This is a genomic window from Microseira wollei NIES-4236 (assembly GCF_020521235.1).
GTDB lineage: Bacteria > Cyanobacteriota > Cyanobacteriia > Cyanobacteriales > Aerosakkonemataceae > Microseira > Microseira wollei.
This window is the reverse complement of record NZ_BLAY01000218.1, coordinates 1-14,673: the sequence shown is the minus strand read 5'-3', so window position 1 is coordinate 14,673 and position 14,673 is coordinate 1. Positions and strand designations below refer to the sequence as shown.

Genomic DNA, 14,673 nt, shown 5'->3' with positions numbered 1-14,673 from the left:
GAGATTTACCCAGATTTAAGCAACCGGGTTTCTCGGAAAAATCGTCGAGCAAGCAACTTGAGATTTACCCAGATTTAAGCAACCGGGTTTCTCGGAAAAATCGTCGAGCAAGCAACTTGAGATTTACGCAGAAACCCGGTTTCTAGGTTCCCAAGAGCATAAGTCCTGATTTTTAATACTTGGAGGAAACAATGAATCCTATTTTACCCGGTGCGCCTTGGTTAATTGCTCACAAGTCGATGTTGGGAATTAATAAACCCAATAAGATTACGCTCAACGGGCAAGATTATGTCTTGTGGCAAAACGAAAAAGGAGAAGTTTTTGCCCTCGATAATGTATGTCCGCACATGCAAGCACCTTTATCAGATGGGTGGATTTGTAAAGAAAGAAACACCATCGCTTGTCCTTTTCATGCCCTGGAATTTGACGGAAAAGGCAGACTTTCCCAAGCAGGGAAAGAGGATGTAAAACCCGTCGCCAAAACTTTAGACATAATTGTTGTCGGCGATTGTATTTGGACCTATGGAGGATATGAGCCAAGATTACCAGTTCCCGATTTAATTCCCAGAATTTCCGAAGGCTTCCAATTTTTAGGCGTGACTGGAGAAAAGAGTATCAACGGTGATTTTCTCACCAACATAAAGATAAACTATGACTACAATCACCAAAATGGAACCCACCGGGAAGTTTTCAAAATCAAGGGAATTGAAGTCAGCGATTATGAGGAAAATGGTTGCTGCACCAAGTTGGTACAGAAAGTTATCAAAGATGACAATACCCTGGGAGAAATACTGGCAAATCCAGCCTTATTAACTATCCCCAAAACCTGGATAAATCAGTTTGAATACTCCTTTCCTTCATTGACTTCATTGGTTATCAACATTTCCTTGGGACAGGCGATTCAAATTCACGTCCTTTACCCGGAAACCGAAAACAGAACCAAGACATTTATCCTAGTATTTAGCAAATTTAAACATCCGATTTTAACATCCTTGCTGAAAAATTCATTTCTGAAGGCTGCTGCTACAGTTATCGAGCAGGATACAAAAGCAATTGAAAGTTTGTATCCCAGAGAAAAACCAAAAATTAGACTTCCCAACGAAGAGATTATGTTTTATGCAGAAAAACTCTACCGGGAGTGGTAAAGTTTAAGACCATTATAGCGGCAAAGCAGGCCCATGAGCTACACCTTCGTTTGTGTAGCGGCACCCTTAAGGGTGCCGCTACACAAAAGGCGCCAAAAGGCTGTACTTCTCTCGCTTGAAATCAGCTGTAAAATAATAGAGACGCCCCCATGAGCGCGTCTCTAAACCAATAACCTCTTCTTCTCTCTTTCCTCTCCGCCCTCTGCGCCTGGAGCGGTTTAAAAAAACAAAATTACCGCTTACGGTGGGTTTTAGCAGGCTTACTCCCCTGACTCACGCGATAAAATTTCACTTGATTCAAGGCAGCAATAGCAGATTTTACTACATTCCCATCCGAGTCGCGTAAAGCATTTTGGATAAACGGTATAACCCGCTCGGATTTGATTTTCCCTAATGCTTCTACCGCAGACTGACGCACTGACGCTGCTGGATCTTTGGTTAATTTACCTAAAACGGGAATAACGCGATCGAGATCGGAACGGCTAGTTTTAGAAGCCGTAATTTTCCCCAAAGCTAATGCAACATTCTGGCGAATATAGCTATCAGAATTATAAACCAATTCAATTAAGGGGGAAATATAGATACTTGCTCCACTTTCTCCCCAAGCTAGTATTTTTTCGCCTAATTCCTGCGGATTTTTCTTAGCAGTATCTCTAGCTTTAACAGGAGAAGCAACAACCTCTTGCTCTACTGCTACTGGCGCTGGCGAATCATACTGAATCTGTGCAGTTTGTGGCGCTGAATCTAATAAACGCTCTGCTTGTTGTAATTGGGTTTGATACTTGGCTTCCAAAGAGTTGATAGTTTGCTGCATCCGCGATTCGTGAGCAGCTTCTAATTCTTTTATCTGATTTTGGTAGTCAGTTTGCCAAGATTGAATTGTTGCTTGCATCCGCGATTGATGAGCTGATTCTAATTCTTCAGTCGTTCTTGTTAACTGAGATTGAATTGCTGCTTGCATCCGCAACTCGTGAGCGCTTTCTAATTCTTTCAACTGATTCTGATAGTCGGTTTGCCAAGATTCAATAGTTGCTTGCATCTGCGACTGATGAGCGGCTTCTAGTTGCTCTTTTGTTTTGGTTAACTGATTATCGTAATCTCTTTGCAAGGATTTAATCGTTTCTTGCATTCGCGACTCGTGGCTGCTTTCTAAATTATTCTGGAGTAGGCGACTTTGCTCTAAATATTCTTGTTTTTGCTCCTCAAGTTTTTGTTGCATTAGCCAATAGGTCAAAGCTGCTCCAGCTAAAACACCGACTATTCCCAGAATTAATGCTAAGCTCATAATGATACCCAAGTCTAATTGAGTCTGGACTTATATATACTAAGCCAACTTGGGTCGCTAAGCTGCGATTGATTAAGAGTTACACAATTCCTGCTCAAAACTTTAAACAGATTTTCTGGGATGCAAACACTTTCCGCAACTTTTCCAATACCGCCTCTGACAGCGCCGATTTTACCAATCCTACCAATTGTCCCCACTCAAACAACTCACGTATCGAGAAGGTGTACTCGAAATGATGCGTGTAAAATTCCTGCCAAAACTGGGGCGCAAACTTGCTCCTCCAACGCTTGCGCCATCTGACGAAATCTTGAGCCTTGGGTGCATCTACCGCTAAAATCGGCGGAAAATCGGCATAACTTACGAAGCAACTCACCCCTACGCCGTGAACATAGACTACATATTGCCAGCATTCGATGCGCTTAATCTGCTCTGGCGCTATCTTGAATAGTAGGGCGACTGTTTCCTCTGTAACAAATCTCGCCAGGTGGTGTACTATTGCCGATCTATGGATGATTTTCGATTCTCGGATAACCTGCGATCGCGAACCTAGATCGCTTTGCCATCTGCGCTCTGGTGTTGATACCATATAAATGTCTCCCATTTTTTGGGGTATTTTGGCGATCGCCCTTTAGTTTTCTCGGCTTGGGAGCGATCGCTATTTTAAATCACTCTTTGAGTTAATCCAAAATCTTGTAATTTGTCAATATGAGTAAAGGCTTAGTGAGGTTGCGGGTGCGAGAGTTTGCCGCTGAAAGAGGCTGGACTCTCAAGGAAGTTGCTCAACGCTCCGGTGTTGGCTACAGTACAATTAGCAACTACGCCCGTTCTCCTGGAATGGCAATGGTTGACTTTGCTGCCATTCATAAGCTGGCGCGGACGTTTGATGTAATGATCGAAGACTTGGTTGAAATTCTGGAAGATTAGGTGAGATCGCTCTACGCAAACACTTTGCGATCGCAGCTGTTGAGTTGATACCATATATCTGTCTCCCATTTTTGGGGTATTTTGGCTCTCGCCCTTTTGTTTGCTAGACTGGGGGGCGATCGCTTTTAAAGATAAATTCATTTAACGACAGCAGATTGTCATTTGTCAAGATGGGCAAGGGCTTAGTTAGGTTGCGAATTCGAGAGTTTGCTGCTGATAAAGGTTGGACGCTCAAAGAAGTTGCCGACCGTTCTGGTGTAGGCTACAGCACAATCAGAAACTATGCTCAGTGTCAGGGGATGACAACAGTTAACTTCGCTTACATCCACAGGTTGGCGCGGACGTTCGATGTGATGATTGAAGACTTGGTGGAAATCCTGGAAGAGTAAGCTCACGCTCTACGCTGGCAATTTGCGATGCACTGCTGGACTTGATACCATATATCTGTCTCCCATTTTTGGGGTATTTGGCGATCGCCCTTGTGTTTGCGAGACTTTGGGGCGATCGCTTTTAAACTGTGATAATCTTAGGATGCAATTGCGGCCTTTGTCAAGCATGGGTTTAGTCAGACTAAAAATTCGCGAAATGGCAGCTGAGAAAGGCTGGACACTTAAGGAGGTTGCTGAGCGTTCCGGGGTAATATACAGCACAGTGAAAAGCTATGCTCGCCGTTCTGAAATGTCAATGGTTGACTTTACCGCTATCTACAAGCTGGCGCGCACGTTCGATGTGATGATTGAAGACTTGGTTGAAATTATTGAGGAGTAAGCTCAAGCTCTACGCCTGCAATTGGCGATCCCTGTGCTGAACTTGATACCATAATATCTGTCTCCCATTTTTTGGGGCATTTTTAGCGATCGCCCTTGTGTTTGTCAGACTGGGGGGCGATCGCTTTTAACATGATTATAATTAAACGATGGTATGCCATCATTTGTCAAGCATGGGGTTAGTTAGAGTAAAAGTCAGAGAACTAGCGGCAGAGAAGGGTTGGACATTCAAGGAGGTTGCTGAACGTTCTGGAGTGATTTACAGCACCGTCAGGCACTATGCCCGTTGTTCTGGAATGTCAACAGTTGACTTTATTTCTCTGAAAAAGCTGGCTCGCACGTTTAATGTGATGATTGAGGACTTGGTGGAGATAGTGGAAGAGTAGGTAAATGCCTACGGTAAGCGCGTGCGATCGCGCTTGACTAGAGTTTCTGACGGGCTATCGCTCTCTTAGATCAGTCTACAAACAGGCGGTCGCATTTAACCAAAAATTTCCGCAACGGCAATCGCTGTATTTTTACTGTTGTAAAGGAGCTAGCTTTACGTACTCACATGTGTAATTGTCGCCTTTTCTTTTATTTTTTTATAAGCTCTCAGCCAATTTAAAGATCGTTTAGGACCAAGCTTATTTTTTAGATCTTCTAGGGATTTGTAAGAACGCCTAGCCGTAATTAGCTTGGCGTATCCAGACTTTATTCCTGGGATTGAAGTAAGATCCGAATTGGTATTGTTGAGAAATTCTATGAACTCTTTGACATCCTGTTCTGTAATGTCCTGTGGGTAAATCTTGGTTTGCTTGTATGATTTCAGCCAGTTCAAAGAACGCTTGACGCCAAGTTTCTTTTGGATATCTTCGAGTGAAGTGTAAGGACGATGCTGTGCAATTAGCTTGGCATATCCAGATTTGATTCCTGGGATTAAAGTTAGATCATATCTCTTATTGTTGAGGAGATCTATAAATTCCCTAACGTCTTGAGGATCAATTACAGTTTCATTTAGCTTTGATTGTAAAATTATTTGCCCAATAGCCTTCTCTGCTACTGATTTTTCAGCTGCAATAATAAATATCCAAATTCGTTCTAGGTCTGCTGCAATCGCAGCTTGGTAAATTGGCAATCCCGTTAACAGATGATATTTTTCTTCTTCATCAGTGAGACAGGCAATTGGGATAGAGAAGTTAAATCCCCAATCCTTCAAGTGACTAGAAACATTTGTCAGGGTATCTTTTGAAGTCCCAGAATCTTGTGCAAATACTTCTATCTGGTTTAAAGCCACCAGGTAAGGTTTCGTTTCAATTCCACGGTAAAAACTAACCATCTTATCTTGCCACACCCCTTTCTATTGCATCAATTTTTTCTACTAACTTTTCGGTTAATTCTGAAAACTGCCTCGCCACTTTACCAGCGTCTCGACAGCTTTCTGCGTATACAGAGAGGGGTTGTCGCTTCAGGGAAGCTTTACCAACATATTCTGACCGTTCAATTGTTGGCAAAATTGGAATTTCTCTAAATCTTTTCTCTACTAATTCTCTGACAATGTTATTCAAATTCGAACTTTTCTGAGTCATCATAGGAACAATGCCAAGAATGGTTCCCCGCTCACTACTAACCTCTTCTCGAATATCTTGCGATCGTCTTATGGGAGTTTTAATACCATTGACTGAGAGGTACTCCATCTGTGATGGAATTATTAGATATTTAGCAGCAAACAATCCATTACGTGCAATATTGGTAGAACTTGCTGGTGTATCAATAATTACATAATCGTAGTCATTTGCCATACCTGATTTCTGTAGTGCCCTGTTAAGCCTATTTTGGGGATATGTTAAATCTGCGATCGCCGTATCATTAGTTTTATCACTGCTAGGTAAGACATCAATCTTACCTCCATAGCCAGCTATATCAAAACGTGTATTAAAGGGACTCGGTTTTATGTATTCCTTATAGTCGAAAGTATCTAGATCGCAGTTCCGTAAAAATTCTACCAGCTCTTTCCTATTTGTAAAAGATTCCAAAATTTTTTCATATTGTTCTAAACTGGAAGCATTGTCAAATTCATCTGCATAGTTAACTCCCAAAGATAAGCTAGCATTAGCTTGATCGTCTAAGTCTATCACCAAAACTCTTTTCCCCTGCCTGGATAACTCATAGGCAATATTTACAAAGTGGTTTTACCAACTCCTCCCTTAGAGGTGTAAACTGCAATTGTTCGCATTTTCACTGATTCCAAAAATTTTATCAAAAAATATGATATCGGTTGAACTTTTTCTGGATATACTATATGATGCTTACACTTTAACCTGGATTTTCCTTGTATATATTCATAGATTTCAACTAAAAATGGGTCTATTAACACCCCAAATCTTATACGTGAATGTCGAAGGTACATATCTAATTGAAATCGAGCATTCTCATCAATCGGAGTATTCGCTGTCTTTACCTCAACTAAAAAGTTGACATACCTGCTGAAATCTTCTACTAGAAAATCCACGTGTTTTATAGTAGCGCCTTTTTTGTTTGACTTAGGCACTTTGATATTAAACTCTGGATGCCAGTGAGAATAACCACTTTTACGTGGTAACCCTGCCATCTCCAACATTGTTTGAACTAAATGCAGAGACACATAAGCTTCATCATTCCAATGGGAAGATATTTGAGACATACCTAAGTTTTAATATTTACCCTAGTTCCCTTTACAGATTTTGTATCAAAAATCCCCCGCCAGTTGGCAGGGGATTTTTTCAATTACCTAAAAGCAGGTGATTCAGTCGATTACATCAACCGAACTTACCAGCAGTAGAGGCAATCAAGAAGGCAGCGTAGGTCACGAAGTAGCCAACGGTAAAGTGAGCTAAACCGACCACACGCGCTTGCACGATGGATAGAGCAACAGGTTTGTCCTTCCAGCGCACCAGGTTCGCCAGAGGAGTGCGCTCGTGCGCCCATACCAAGGTTTCGATTAACTCTTGCCAGTAACCGCGCCAGCTAATCAGGAACATGAAACCAGTTGCCCAAACTAGGTGTCCCAACAGGAACATCCAAGCCCAAACAGACAGGTTGTTCGTGCCGTAGGGGTTGTAACCGTTGATCAATTGGCTGGAGTTCAACCAGAGGTAATCGCGGAACCAACCCATGAGGTAGGTGGAGGACTCATTGAACTGAGCCACGTTACCTTGCCATACGCACAGATGCTTCCAGTGCCAGTAGAAGGTCAACCAACCAATGGTGTTCAGCATCCAGAACATGGACAGGTAGAAGGCGTCCCAAGCGGAGATGTCGCAAGTACCGCCACGACCTGGGCCATCGCAAGGGAAGGCATAGCCGAAGTCCTTTTTATCGGGCATCAGCTTCGAGCCGCGAGCATCCAACGCACCTTTGACCAGGATCAGGGTGGTCGTGTGCAAGCCGAGAGCGATCGCGTGGTGTACCAGGAAATCGCCAGGGCCAATTGTTAAGAACAGCGAGTTCGTACCAGCATTGATGGCATCCAACCAACCGGGTAACCAAACGTTACCGCTGTTGGGCCATGCTGTGGTAGCAATGCTATCCGGATTGGATAACAAAGCATTCATTCCGTACAGCACCTTACCGTGGGAAGCCTGAATGAACTGGGCAAACACCGGCTCGATCAGGATTTGCTTTTCAGGAGTACCGAAAGCAACTACTACGTCGTTGTGGACGTACAGACCCAGGGTGTGGAAGCCCAAGAACAAGGACACCCAAGACAGGTGAGAAATGATCGCTTCTTTGTGTTGCAGTACCCGATCCAGTACGTTGCCTTTGTTAGCTTCTGCATCGTAGTCCCGCACCAAGAAGATTGCTCCGTGGGCGAAAGCACCGACCATCAGGAAACCAGCGATGTACTGGTGGTGGGTATAAAGTGCCGCCATTGTGGTATAATCCTGCGCCAAGAAAGCGTAGGGCGGCAGCGAGTACATGTGTTGAGCGACCAAGGAAGTGATGACGCCCAAGCTAGCCAGAGCCAGAGCTAACTGGAAGTGCAGCGAGTTGTTAAGCGTGTCGTACAGACCTTGGTGAGGCAGGTTGAATTGCCCTTCGCTCTTGCCACCGATCAAACCCGACTTCGAGTTCAGCATTTCTTTGATGCTGTGACCGATGCCGAAGTTGGTGCGGTACATGTGACCGGCGATGATGAAGATGACAGCGATCGCTAGGTGGTGGTGAGCCATATCGGTCAACCACAGCGATTGCGTTTGCGGGTGGAAGCCACCCAAGAACGTCAGGATTGCCGTTCCTGCACCGTCAGCCGTACCGAACAGATGAGCGGTGGTATCCGGATTCTCAGCGTAAACGCCCCAGTTTCCGGTAAAGAAAGGAGCCAAACCAGCTGGGTGAGGCATCGTGGACAAGAAGTTATCCCAACCCACGTGCTGACCGCGAGATTCGGGGATAGCAACGTGAATCAGGTGACCCGTCCAAGCCAAGGAACTGACGCCGAACAAACCAGCTAAGTGGTGGTTGAGGCGGGGTTCAGCGCTCTTGAACCAAGACAAGGAAGGACGGAACTTGGGTTGCAGGTGTAGCCAGCCAGCAAACAGCATTACTGCTGCCAGGATCAGGAGGAATATCGAACCTTGGTACAGGTCGTTACTCGTCCGCATCCCGATGGTGTACCACCACTGATACAGACCCGAGTAAGAAATGTTCACCGGATAAGCAGCTGTAGATTGGGTAAACGCCTCCACAGCTGGTTGACCGAATTGGGGGTCCCAAATCGCGTGAGCAATGGGACGGACGTTCAGAGGATCTTGGATCCACTGTTCAAAGTTTCCTTGCCAAGCCACGTGGAACAGGTTGCCCGAAGCCCACAGAAAGATGATGGCGATGTGACCGAAGTGGGAGGCGAAGATCTTTTGGTAAAGATTTTCCTCCGTCATGCCATCATGGCTTTCAAAGTCGTGAGCCGTAGCAATCCCGTACCAAATCCGACGAGTAGTCGGGTCTTGAGCGAGGTCTTGACTAAACTTGGGGAATTTGGTTGCCATCGTCTTACAAAATCCTCCTCGCCCTTATAACGAAAGTGACCGAGCCAGGAAGAATGCCCATGTAGTAGCAATTCCTCCCAAGAGGTAGTGAGCTACACCCACCGCACGTCCCTGAATGATGCTCAGAGCGCGAGGCTGGATTGCCGGCGCCACTTTCAACTTGTTATGTGCCCAGACGATCGACTCGATTAATTCTTGCCAGTAGCCGCGACCGCTGAACAAGAACATCAAGCTAAACGCCCAAACGAAGTGAGCGCCCAGGAACATCAAGCCATAAGCCGATAGGGCTGAGCCGTAGGAGTTGATTACCTGGGAAGCTTGCGCCCACAGGAAGTCACGCAGCCATCCATTAATTGTGATGGCACCAGTCGCGAAATTCCCGCCCGTAACGTGAGACACCGTGCCATCGGGTAGAACGGTTCCCCACACGTCGGATTGCATCTTCCAGCTGAAGTGGAAAATCACAATCGACAGCGAGTTATACATCCAGAACAGACCCAGGAAGACGTGGTCCCAACCAGAAACCTGGCAGGTGCCGCCCCGTCCGGGACCGTCGCAGGGGAAGCGGAAGCCCAAGTTGGCTTTGTCTGGAATCAGACGAGAGCTGCGAGCAAACAGCACGCCTTTGAGGAGAATTAAAGCAGTGACGTGGATGGTGAAAGCGTGGATGTGGTGAACCATAAAGTCCGCCGTTCCCAACGCCATCGGCATCATTGCCACCTTACCGGCTACGGCGACGACATCGCCACCGAAGACAGGGCTAACGGAAGCCAGCGCGTTGGGCGCTGTATTTCCGGGAGCCAGGGTGTGGATATTTTGTACCCACTGAGCGAATACGGGTTGTAGCTGAATTGCCGTATCCGAGAACATGTCTTGGGGACGACCCCAGGCACGCATCGTATCGTTGTGTACGTATAAACCAAAGCTGTGGAAGCCCAGGAAAATACATACCCAGTTGAGGTGCGAAATAATCGCATCCCGGTGACGAATCACCCGATCCAGCAGGTTATTGACGTTCTTAGCCGGATCGTAGTCGCGCACCATGAAGATAGCGCCGTGAGCTGCACCGCCGACGATGCAGAAGCCGCCGATCCACATGTGGTGGGTGAACAGGGATAGTTGGGTGGCGTAGTCCGTCGCCATGTATGGATACGGAGGCATCGCATACATGTGATGGGCAACAATGATGGTCAGCGAACCCAGCATGGCTAAGTTAATAGCCAGTTGAGCGTGCCAAGAAGTGGTGAGGATTTCGTAGAGACCTTTGTGACCTTCTCCGGTGAAGGGGCCTTTGTGGTTCTCTAGAATTTCCTTCATGCTGTGACCGATGCCCCAGTTCGTCCGGTACATGTGTCCGGCGATGATGAACAGAACAGCGATCGCCAAGTGGTGATGTGCCGTATCCGACAACCACAAGCTGCCAGTTACTGGGTTCAAGCCGCCCTTGAAGGTGAGGAAGTCAGAATAAGCTCCCCAGTTCAAGGTGAAGAAAGGCGTCAACCCTTGGGCGAAGCTGGGATACAACTCTGCCATCTTGCTCGAATCCAAAAGGAACTCGTGGGGCAGGGGGATATCCTTGGGCGCTACGCCTGCATCCAGCAGTTTGTTGATTGGCAGCGATACGTGGATTTGGTGACCAGCCCACCCCAAGGAACCACAACCCAGCAGTACAGACAGGTGGTGATTCATCATCGACTCCACATTCTGGAACCATTCCAGTTTGGGAGCTTTCTTGTGGTAGTGGAACCAGCCAGCAAACAGCATCAAAGCTGCCATTACCAACCCACCGATAGCGGTGACGTATAGCTGGTAGCTGTTGGTGAAGCCGGAGGCGCGCCACAGATAGAACAGACCCGAAGTGATCTGAATCCCGTGGAACCCGCCGCCGACATCGGCGTTGAGGATTTCTTGACCTACGATGGGCCAAACAACCTGGGCACTGGGTTTAATCCCAGTCGGGTCGGCTAGCCAAGCTTCGTAGTTGGAGAACTTAGCGCCATGAAAATACATGCCGCTAAGCCAAACGAAAATAACTGCGAGGTGACCGAAGTGCGCGCTGAAGATTTTGCGCGATACATCTTCTAGGTCACTGGTATGACTGTCGAAATCATGGGCGTTGGCGTGCAGGTTCCAAATCCAGGTGGTGGTTTTGGGACCCCGTGCCAGGGTGCGGTCGAAATGACCTGGTTGTCCCCACTTCTCAAATGAAGTTGGTACCGGATCTTTATCGACGACTACCCTTGCCTTTGCCTCACGCTCCGGAGGACTAATCGTCATGCAAGACTCTCCTCTCTCTAGCTTTACAAGGATCGAGAGTGAACCCGTCAAGGTCGGGTTGTTGGGGTTTGTTGATCGAAACCCTCAGCCTTATTAGGCAATATAACGGTGGTTACAGAATTTAGCAAATTGTTACCCCCTGTTACATTGCTCGCAAAGGTTTCTGTTGATGAATTATAGGTCTAGCCTTCCAGTATGTTTCACGGAAGTTAACAATAATTCAAAGAAGCTCAACCGTAAGCATGTCCAGGCTTGTAGCTGTATGTCATGGCGAAAAAGTCAAGGGGTGCTTTGATTGAGTTTACAAAACTCAACGATTGAAACAAATTAATCTTCACATTTTGTCGAATTGGGCGATCGCTCTTGGGTTACCAGATAGGACTTAGGCAAAGAAACCCGGTTTCTAGGAAAAATCGTTGATTTGGAAGAGATCGACGGTGGAAACCGGGTTTCTGGCAACGCCCTTGCCTAAGTCCTGTAGATAAAGGTGAGGAAGGTTGAGCCTTTTGGGCTATAGTCTGCTATGGACAGCTTGTAGAGCGGGTTAGATCGAGGCAGATTCACAGAATAAATGACGGCAACAGGGTGGGTAGGCGTTGATTATTGGCGCTTACCGCATCAAATTTTTTTGCAGCTAAACCAGACTCTACAGCGTTGTGGTTCGATATTGGTCGTTTAGGAGTACTAGCAGCGTCAGCAACCCCGCTCTCCCATAGACGGGGCAAGAGGCGACTCCTTTAGCCCTAGCTGACCAGACTACTCGTTTAGGGCAAGAGTTAAAGACCCACTTCAGGATGCTTGCCAGTTCTGAACCCACCGAACCGAACTATTAAACAGGCTTATGGGTTAAACCATTGTCGTTTGGATAGTTACCGACCCTAAACATTGTCGAGGCAAACATTACCCGAAAGGTGTATGCAGTCGAGATGGTCACTACGCCGTAGTCGGCGCAACCGCAAAACTCGTTATCGCGCTCCCAGAAATCAATACGGCAGTTAAAACTGCCCCAGTCGTGTTTCCTCCCTGGTCTTTTGACACAGGGTTTCCATACTCCCAAGGAGGTTTAGGTGATTGATATAAACTGGCAGCGGAAGCTTTGGCGATCGCTACTAACATCGATAATGGCAATCGTTCTGATATGGGGCGCGTTTGGGTGTAGTTCGCGCACTTCCACACCCCCACCACCCGACGTTGTCAAATCTGTACCGGCGAAAGTCCAAGCGAAAATATCGGAAGCTTCGCCTCCCGCAGTCATTCAACAATTGCGTCAGGAACTGGATAAATACCAGCCAAAAGTCAAAATACTGAGTCCTCAACCCGACGAGGTGCTGCAAGATAATACTGTCACCGTCCAATTTCAGGTTCAAGATCTGCCCATCTTCAAAAATGCAGATCTAGGTTTGGGGCCGCATCTCCAAGTCTTCTTAGACAATCAACCTTACCAGGCAGTTTATAACGCTTCGGAACCACTGGTGTTGGAAGATTTACCCCCCGGCACCCATACCCTACGGGTTTTTGCTTCCCGTCCTTGGAACGAAAGCTTCAAAAACGAGGCAGCTTATGCCCAAACCACATTTCATATTTTCGGCAAAACAGATGAGAATAATCCCAACCCAACCTTACCGCTGTTGACCTACAGCGATCCTCAAGCGAGCTATGCAGCCGAGCCAATCATGCTCGACTTCTACCTTACCAACCAGCCGCACCTCGCAGCCCAAGAAAATCCCGGTATTGGTCAAGTGCGAATTCGCTGCACGATTAACGGCGAAAGCTTCACCCTCGACCAATGGCAGCCAATTTATCTCAAAGGCTTTAAGCCAGGAAAGAATTGGGTACAGCTAGAGTTACTCGACGAACAGGGTAACCCGATCAAAAATGCCTTCAACAACACGATTCGGGTCATTAACTATAACCCAGGAGGCAAAGATACTCTGGCTCAGCTAGTACGGGGCGAATTGTCAGCTGATGATGCTCGTAGCATAGTCGATCCTGGCTACGTTGCCAAAGAACCAGAGCCTACTCCAACTCCAGAGGCAACACCCACACCGACTGCAACGCCAACCCCAAGCGCCACCCCAACTCCAGCACCAACGGCAACAGAAACACCCACACCGACTCCAACTGCAACCCCAAGCGCCACCCCAACTCCAGCACCAACGGCAACAGAAACGCCTACACCGACTCCAACTCCAACCCCAAGCGCCACCACAACTCCAGCACCAGCTGCAACAGAAACGCCTACACCGACTCCAACCCCCGTCGCAGTCCCGTCACCTGCGCCTACCGTTGAACAAACACCCGCAGTTCAACCACCTCAAGAGAAACTGCCTCAAGTTGAGCCAACCAAACCATCTCAAACAGAGCCAACTGCTTCTAAACCAATAGAAAAAGAGGAACCGCCTCAAGTTGAGCCAACCAAACCATCTCAAACAGAGCCAACTGCTTCTAAAAAAATAGAAGAGCCTAAATCGGGTGACAGTCGCTTCCCCCCTCCAGGTGCTGGAGAAGCCACTCCCTCACCCGCACCGCTGGCAAAAGAACCCAAACAGGTGGAAAAACCAAAATTCGGCGGATTCTTTAATTTCTTCCGGCGTAAATCTGCCGTTGTGCCTTCGCCTTCCCCCAGTTTGCCGCCAAAGCTACCGGAAGTAATTGTTACACCAACACCTGCACCGGCAGCAGCTAAAGCCGAGCTTTCCATACCAGAAACTTTGCCAGAAGTCAAGCCTTCTATTTCTCCTCAGCCGTCTTTAGAACCAACTACTCCTGTAGAAGAAAAACAGGCAACTGAGGAGACGAGCGAAACTAATACCCCTGTCGATACAGAGGAGACAACTCAGCCAGAGCCAGAAGCAACACCAGAATCAGAGTTGAAGGTTTCGAGTGAATCAACAGAACCATCTGCACCAGCGAAACAAGCAACACCAGAATCAGAGTTGAAGGTTTCGAGTGAATCAACAGAACCATCTGCACCAGCGAAACAAGCAGAAGAACCAACAACCCCAGAACCATCAGAAACTCAGACACCTGAAAAAACAACAGGTGTTCTAACAGAAAGTTGATTGAATCGGGTAGGGTGAGCAATGCTTACCCTGCTGGAGGGCGATCGCACTCCCCCTCAAACTGCCGCTAAATTAAAGAATTGAGCCACTCCCCGCGATAAATCGACGGGGATTCAGGCTAAGAATTGGAGTTAACTTTTCGCTCGAAAAATAGCTATCTGGTTAACTGTTCTTAGCTTAATGCAGAACTGCTCAGAGGGTGAATGA

The 14,673-nt window shown here is 47.0% G+C and carries 13 protein-coding genes; 6 read left to right on the top strand and 7 right to left on the bottom strand.

Annotated elements, in window-relative coordinates; genetic code table 11:
* Positions 1-191: 191 nt before the first annotated feature.
* The gene (locus MiSe_RS42260; RefSeq protein ID WP_226592128.1) at positions 192-1,145 is read left to right on the top strand and encodes a Rieske (2Fe-2S) protein; all 954 of its coding nucleotides are present in this window, start codon (positions 192-194) and stop codon (positions 1,143-1,145) included.
* A gap of 232 nt (positions 1,146-1,377) precedes the next feature.
* Here the strand turns inward: MiSe_RS42260 and MiSe_RS42255 are convergent, their stop codons facing one another.
* Positions 1,378-2,430: a HEAT repeat domain-containing protein gene (locus tag MiSe_RS42255; RefSeq protein ID WP_226592126.1), complete on the bottom strand. Its 1,053-nt coding sequence runs from the start codon at positions 2,428-2,430 to the stop codon at positions 1,378-1,380.
* A gap of 94 nt (positions 2,431-2,524) precedes the next feature.
* Complete coding sequence (locus MiSe_RS42250; RefSeq protein WP_226592124.1) at positions 2,525-3,016, bottom strand: hypothetical protein; 492 nt, start codon at positions 3,014-3,016, stop codon at positions 2,525-2,527.
* A 119-nt stretch (positions 3,017-3,135) separates the two neighbouring features.
* Here MiSe_RS42250 and MiSe_RS42245 point away from each other — a divergent pair, with 119 nt between their 5' ends.
* The 4 genes from MiSe_RS42245 to MiSe_RS42230 all read left to right on the top strand — a co-directional run bounded on the left by MiSe_RS42245 (position 3,136) and on the right by MiSe_RS42230 (position 4,507).
* Positions 3,136-3,354 (top strand): helix-turn-helix domain-containing protein, encoded by a 219-nt coding sequence (locus MiSe_RS42245; protein WP_226592121.1) that lies wholly within the window; start codon positions 3,136-3,138, stop codon positions 3,352-3,354.
* 170 nt (positions 3,355-3,524) lie between these two features.
* Entirely contained in the window at positions 3,525-3,743 is a 219-nt protein-coding gene (locus MiSe_RS42240) for a helix-turn-helix domain-containing protein (RefSeq protein ID WP_226592135.1), read from the top strand.
* A 166-nt stretch (positions 3,744-3,909) separates the two neighbouring features.
* The gene (locus tag MiSe_RS42235) at positions 3,910-4,122 is read left to right on the top strand and encodes a helix-turn-helix domain-containing protein (RefSeq protein WP_226592133.1); all 213 of its coding nucleotides are present in this window, start codon (positions 3,910-3,912) and stop codon (positions 4,120-4,122) included.
* Between the two features lie 172 nt (positions 4,123-4,294).
* A complete protein-coding gene (locus tag MiSe_RS42230) occupies positions 4,295-4,507 on the top strand; it encodes a helix-turn-helix domain-containing protein (protein ID WP_226592132.1) in 213 nt (70 codons plus the stop codon).
* 155 nt (positions 4,508-4,662) lie between these two features.
* On the opposite strand, the gene MiSe_RS42225 is transcribed toward MiSe_RS42230, so the two are convergent.
* From MiSe_RS42225 to psaA, 5 genes are all read right to left on the bottom strand, one after another.
* Positions 4,663-5,439: a hypothetical protein gene (locus MiSe_RS42225; RefSeq protein ID WP_226592119.1), complete on the bottom strand. Its 777-nt coding sequence runs from the start codon at positions 5,437-5,439 to the stop codon at positions 4,663-4,665.
* 1 nt (position 5,440) lies between these two features.
* Positions 5,441-6,238: a ParA family protein gene (locus MiSe_RS42220; protein ID WP_264196941.1), complete on the bottom strand. Its 798-nt coding sequence runs from the start codon at positions 6,236-6,238 to the stop codon at positions 5,441-5,443.
* A 41-nt stretch (positions 6,239-6,279) separates the two neighbouring features.
* Positions 6,280-6,783 carry a P-loop NTPase family protein gene (locus MiSe_RS42215; RefSeq protein ID WP_226592117.1) on the bottom strand — a complete coding sequence of 168 codons (504 nt, stop codon included), beginning with the start codon at positions 6,781-6,783 and terminating at the stop codon, positions 6,280-6,282.
* Positions 6,784-6,898: 115 nt separating this feature from the next.
* Positions 6,899-9,127, bottom strand: a complete 2,229-nt coding sequence (psaB, locus tag MiSe_RS42210; protein WP_226592115.1) for a photosystem I core protein PsaB — start codon at positions 9,125-9,127, stop codon at positions 6,899-6,901.
* Positions 9,128-9,151: 24 nt separating this feature from the next.
* Positions 9,152-11,404 (bottom strand): photosystem I core protein PsaA, encoded by a 2,253-nt coding sequence (gene psaA, locus MiSe_RS42205; protein ID WP_226592113.1) that lies wholly within the window; start codon positions 11,402-11,404, stop codon positions 9,152-9,154.
* Between the two features lie 1,067 nt (positions 11,405-12,471).
* Here psaA and MiSe_RS42200 point away from each other — a divergent pair.
* The gene (locus MiSe_RS42200) at positions 12,472-14,466 is read left to right on the top strand and encodes a hypothetical protein (protein WP_226592111.1); all 1,995 of its coding nucleotides are present in this window, start codon (positions 12,472-12,474) and stop codon (positions 14,464-14,466) included.
* Positions 14,467-14,673 lie beyond the last annotated feature (207 nt).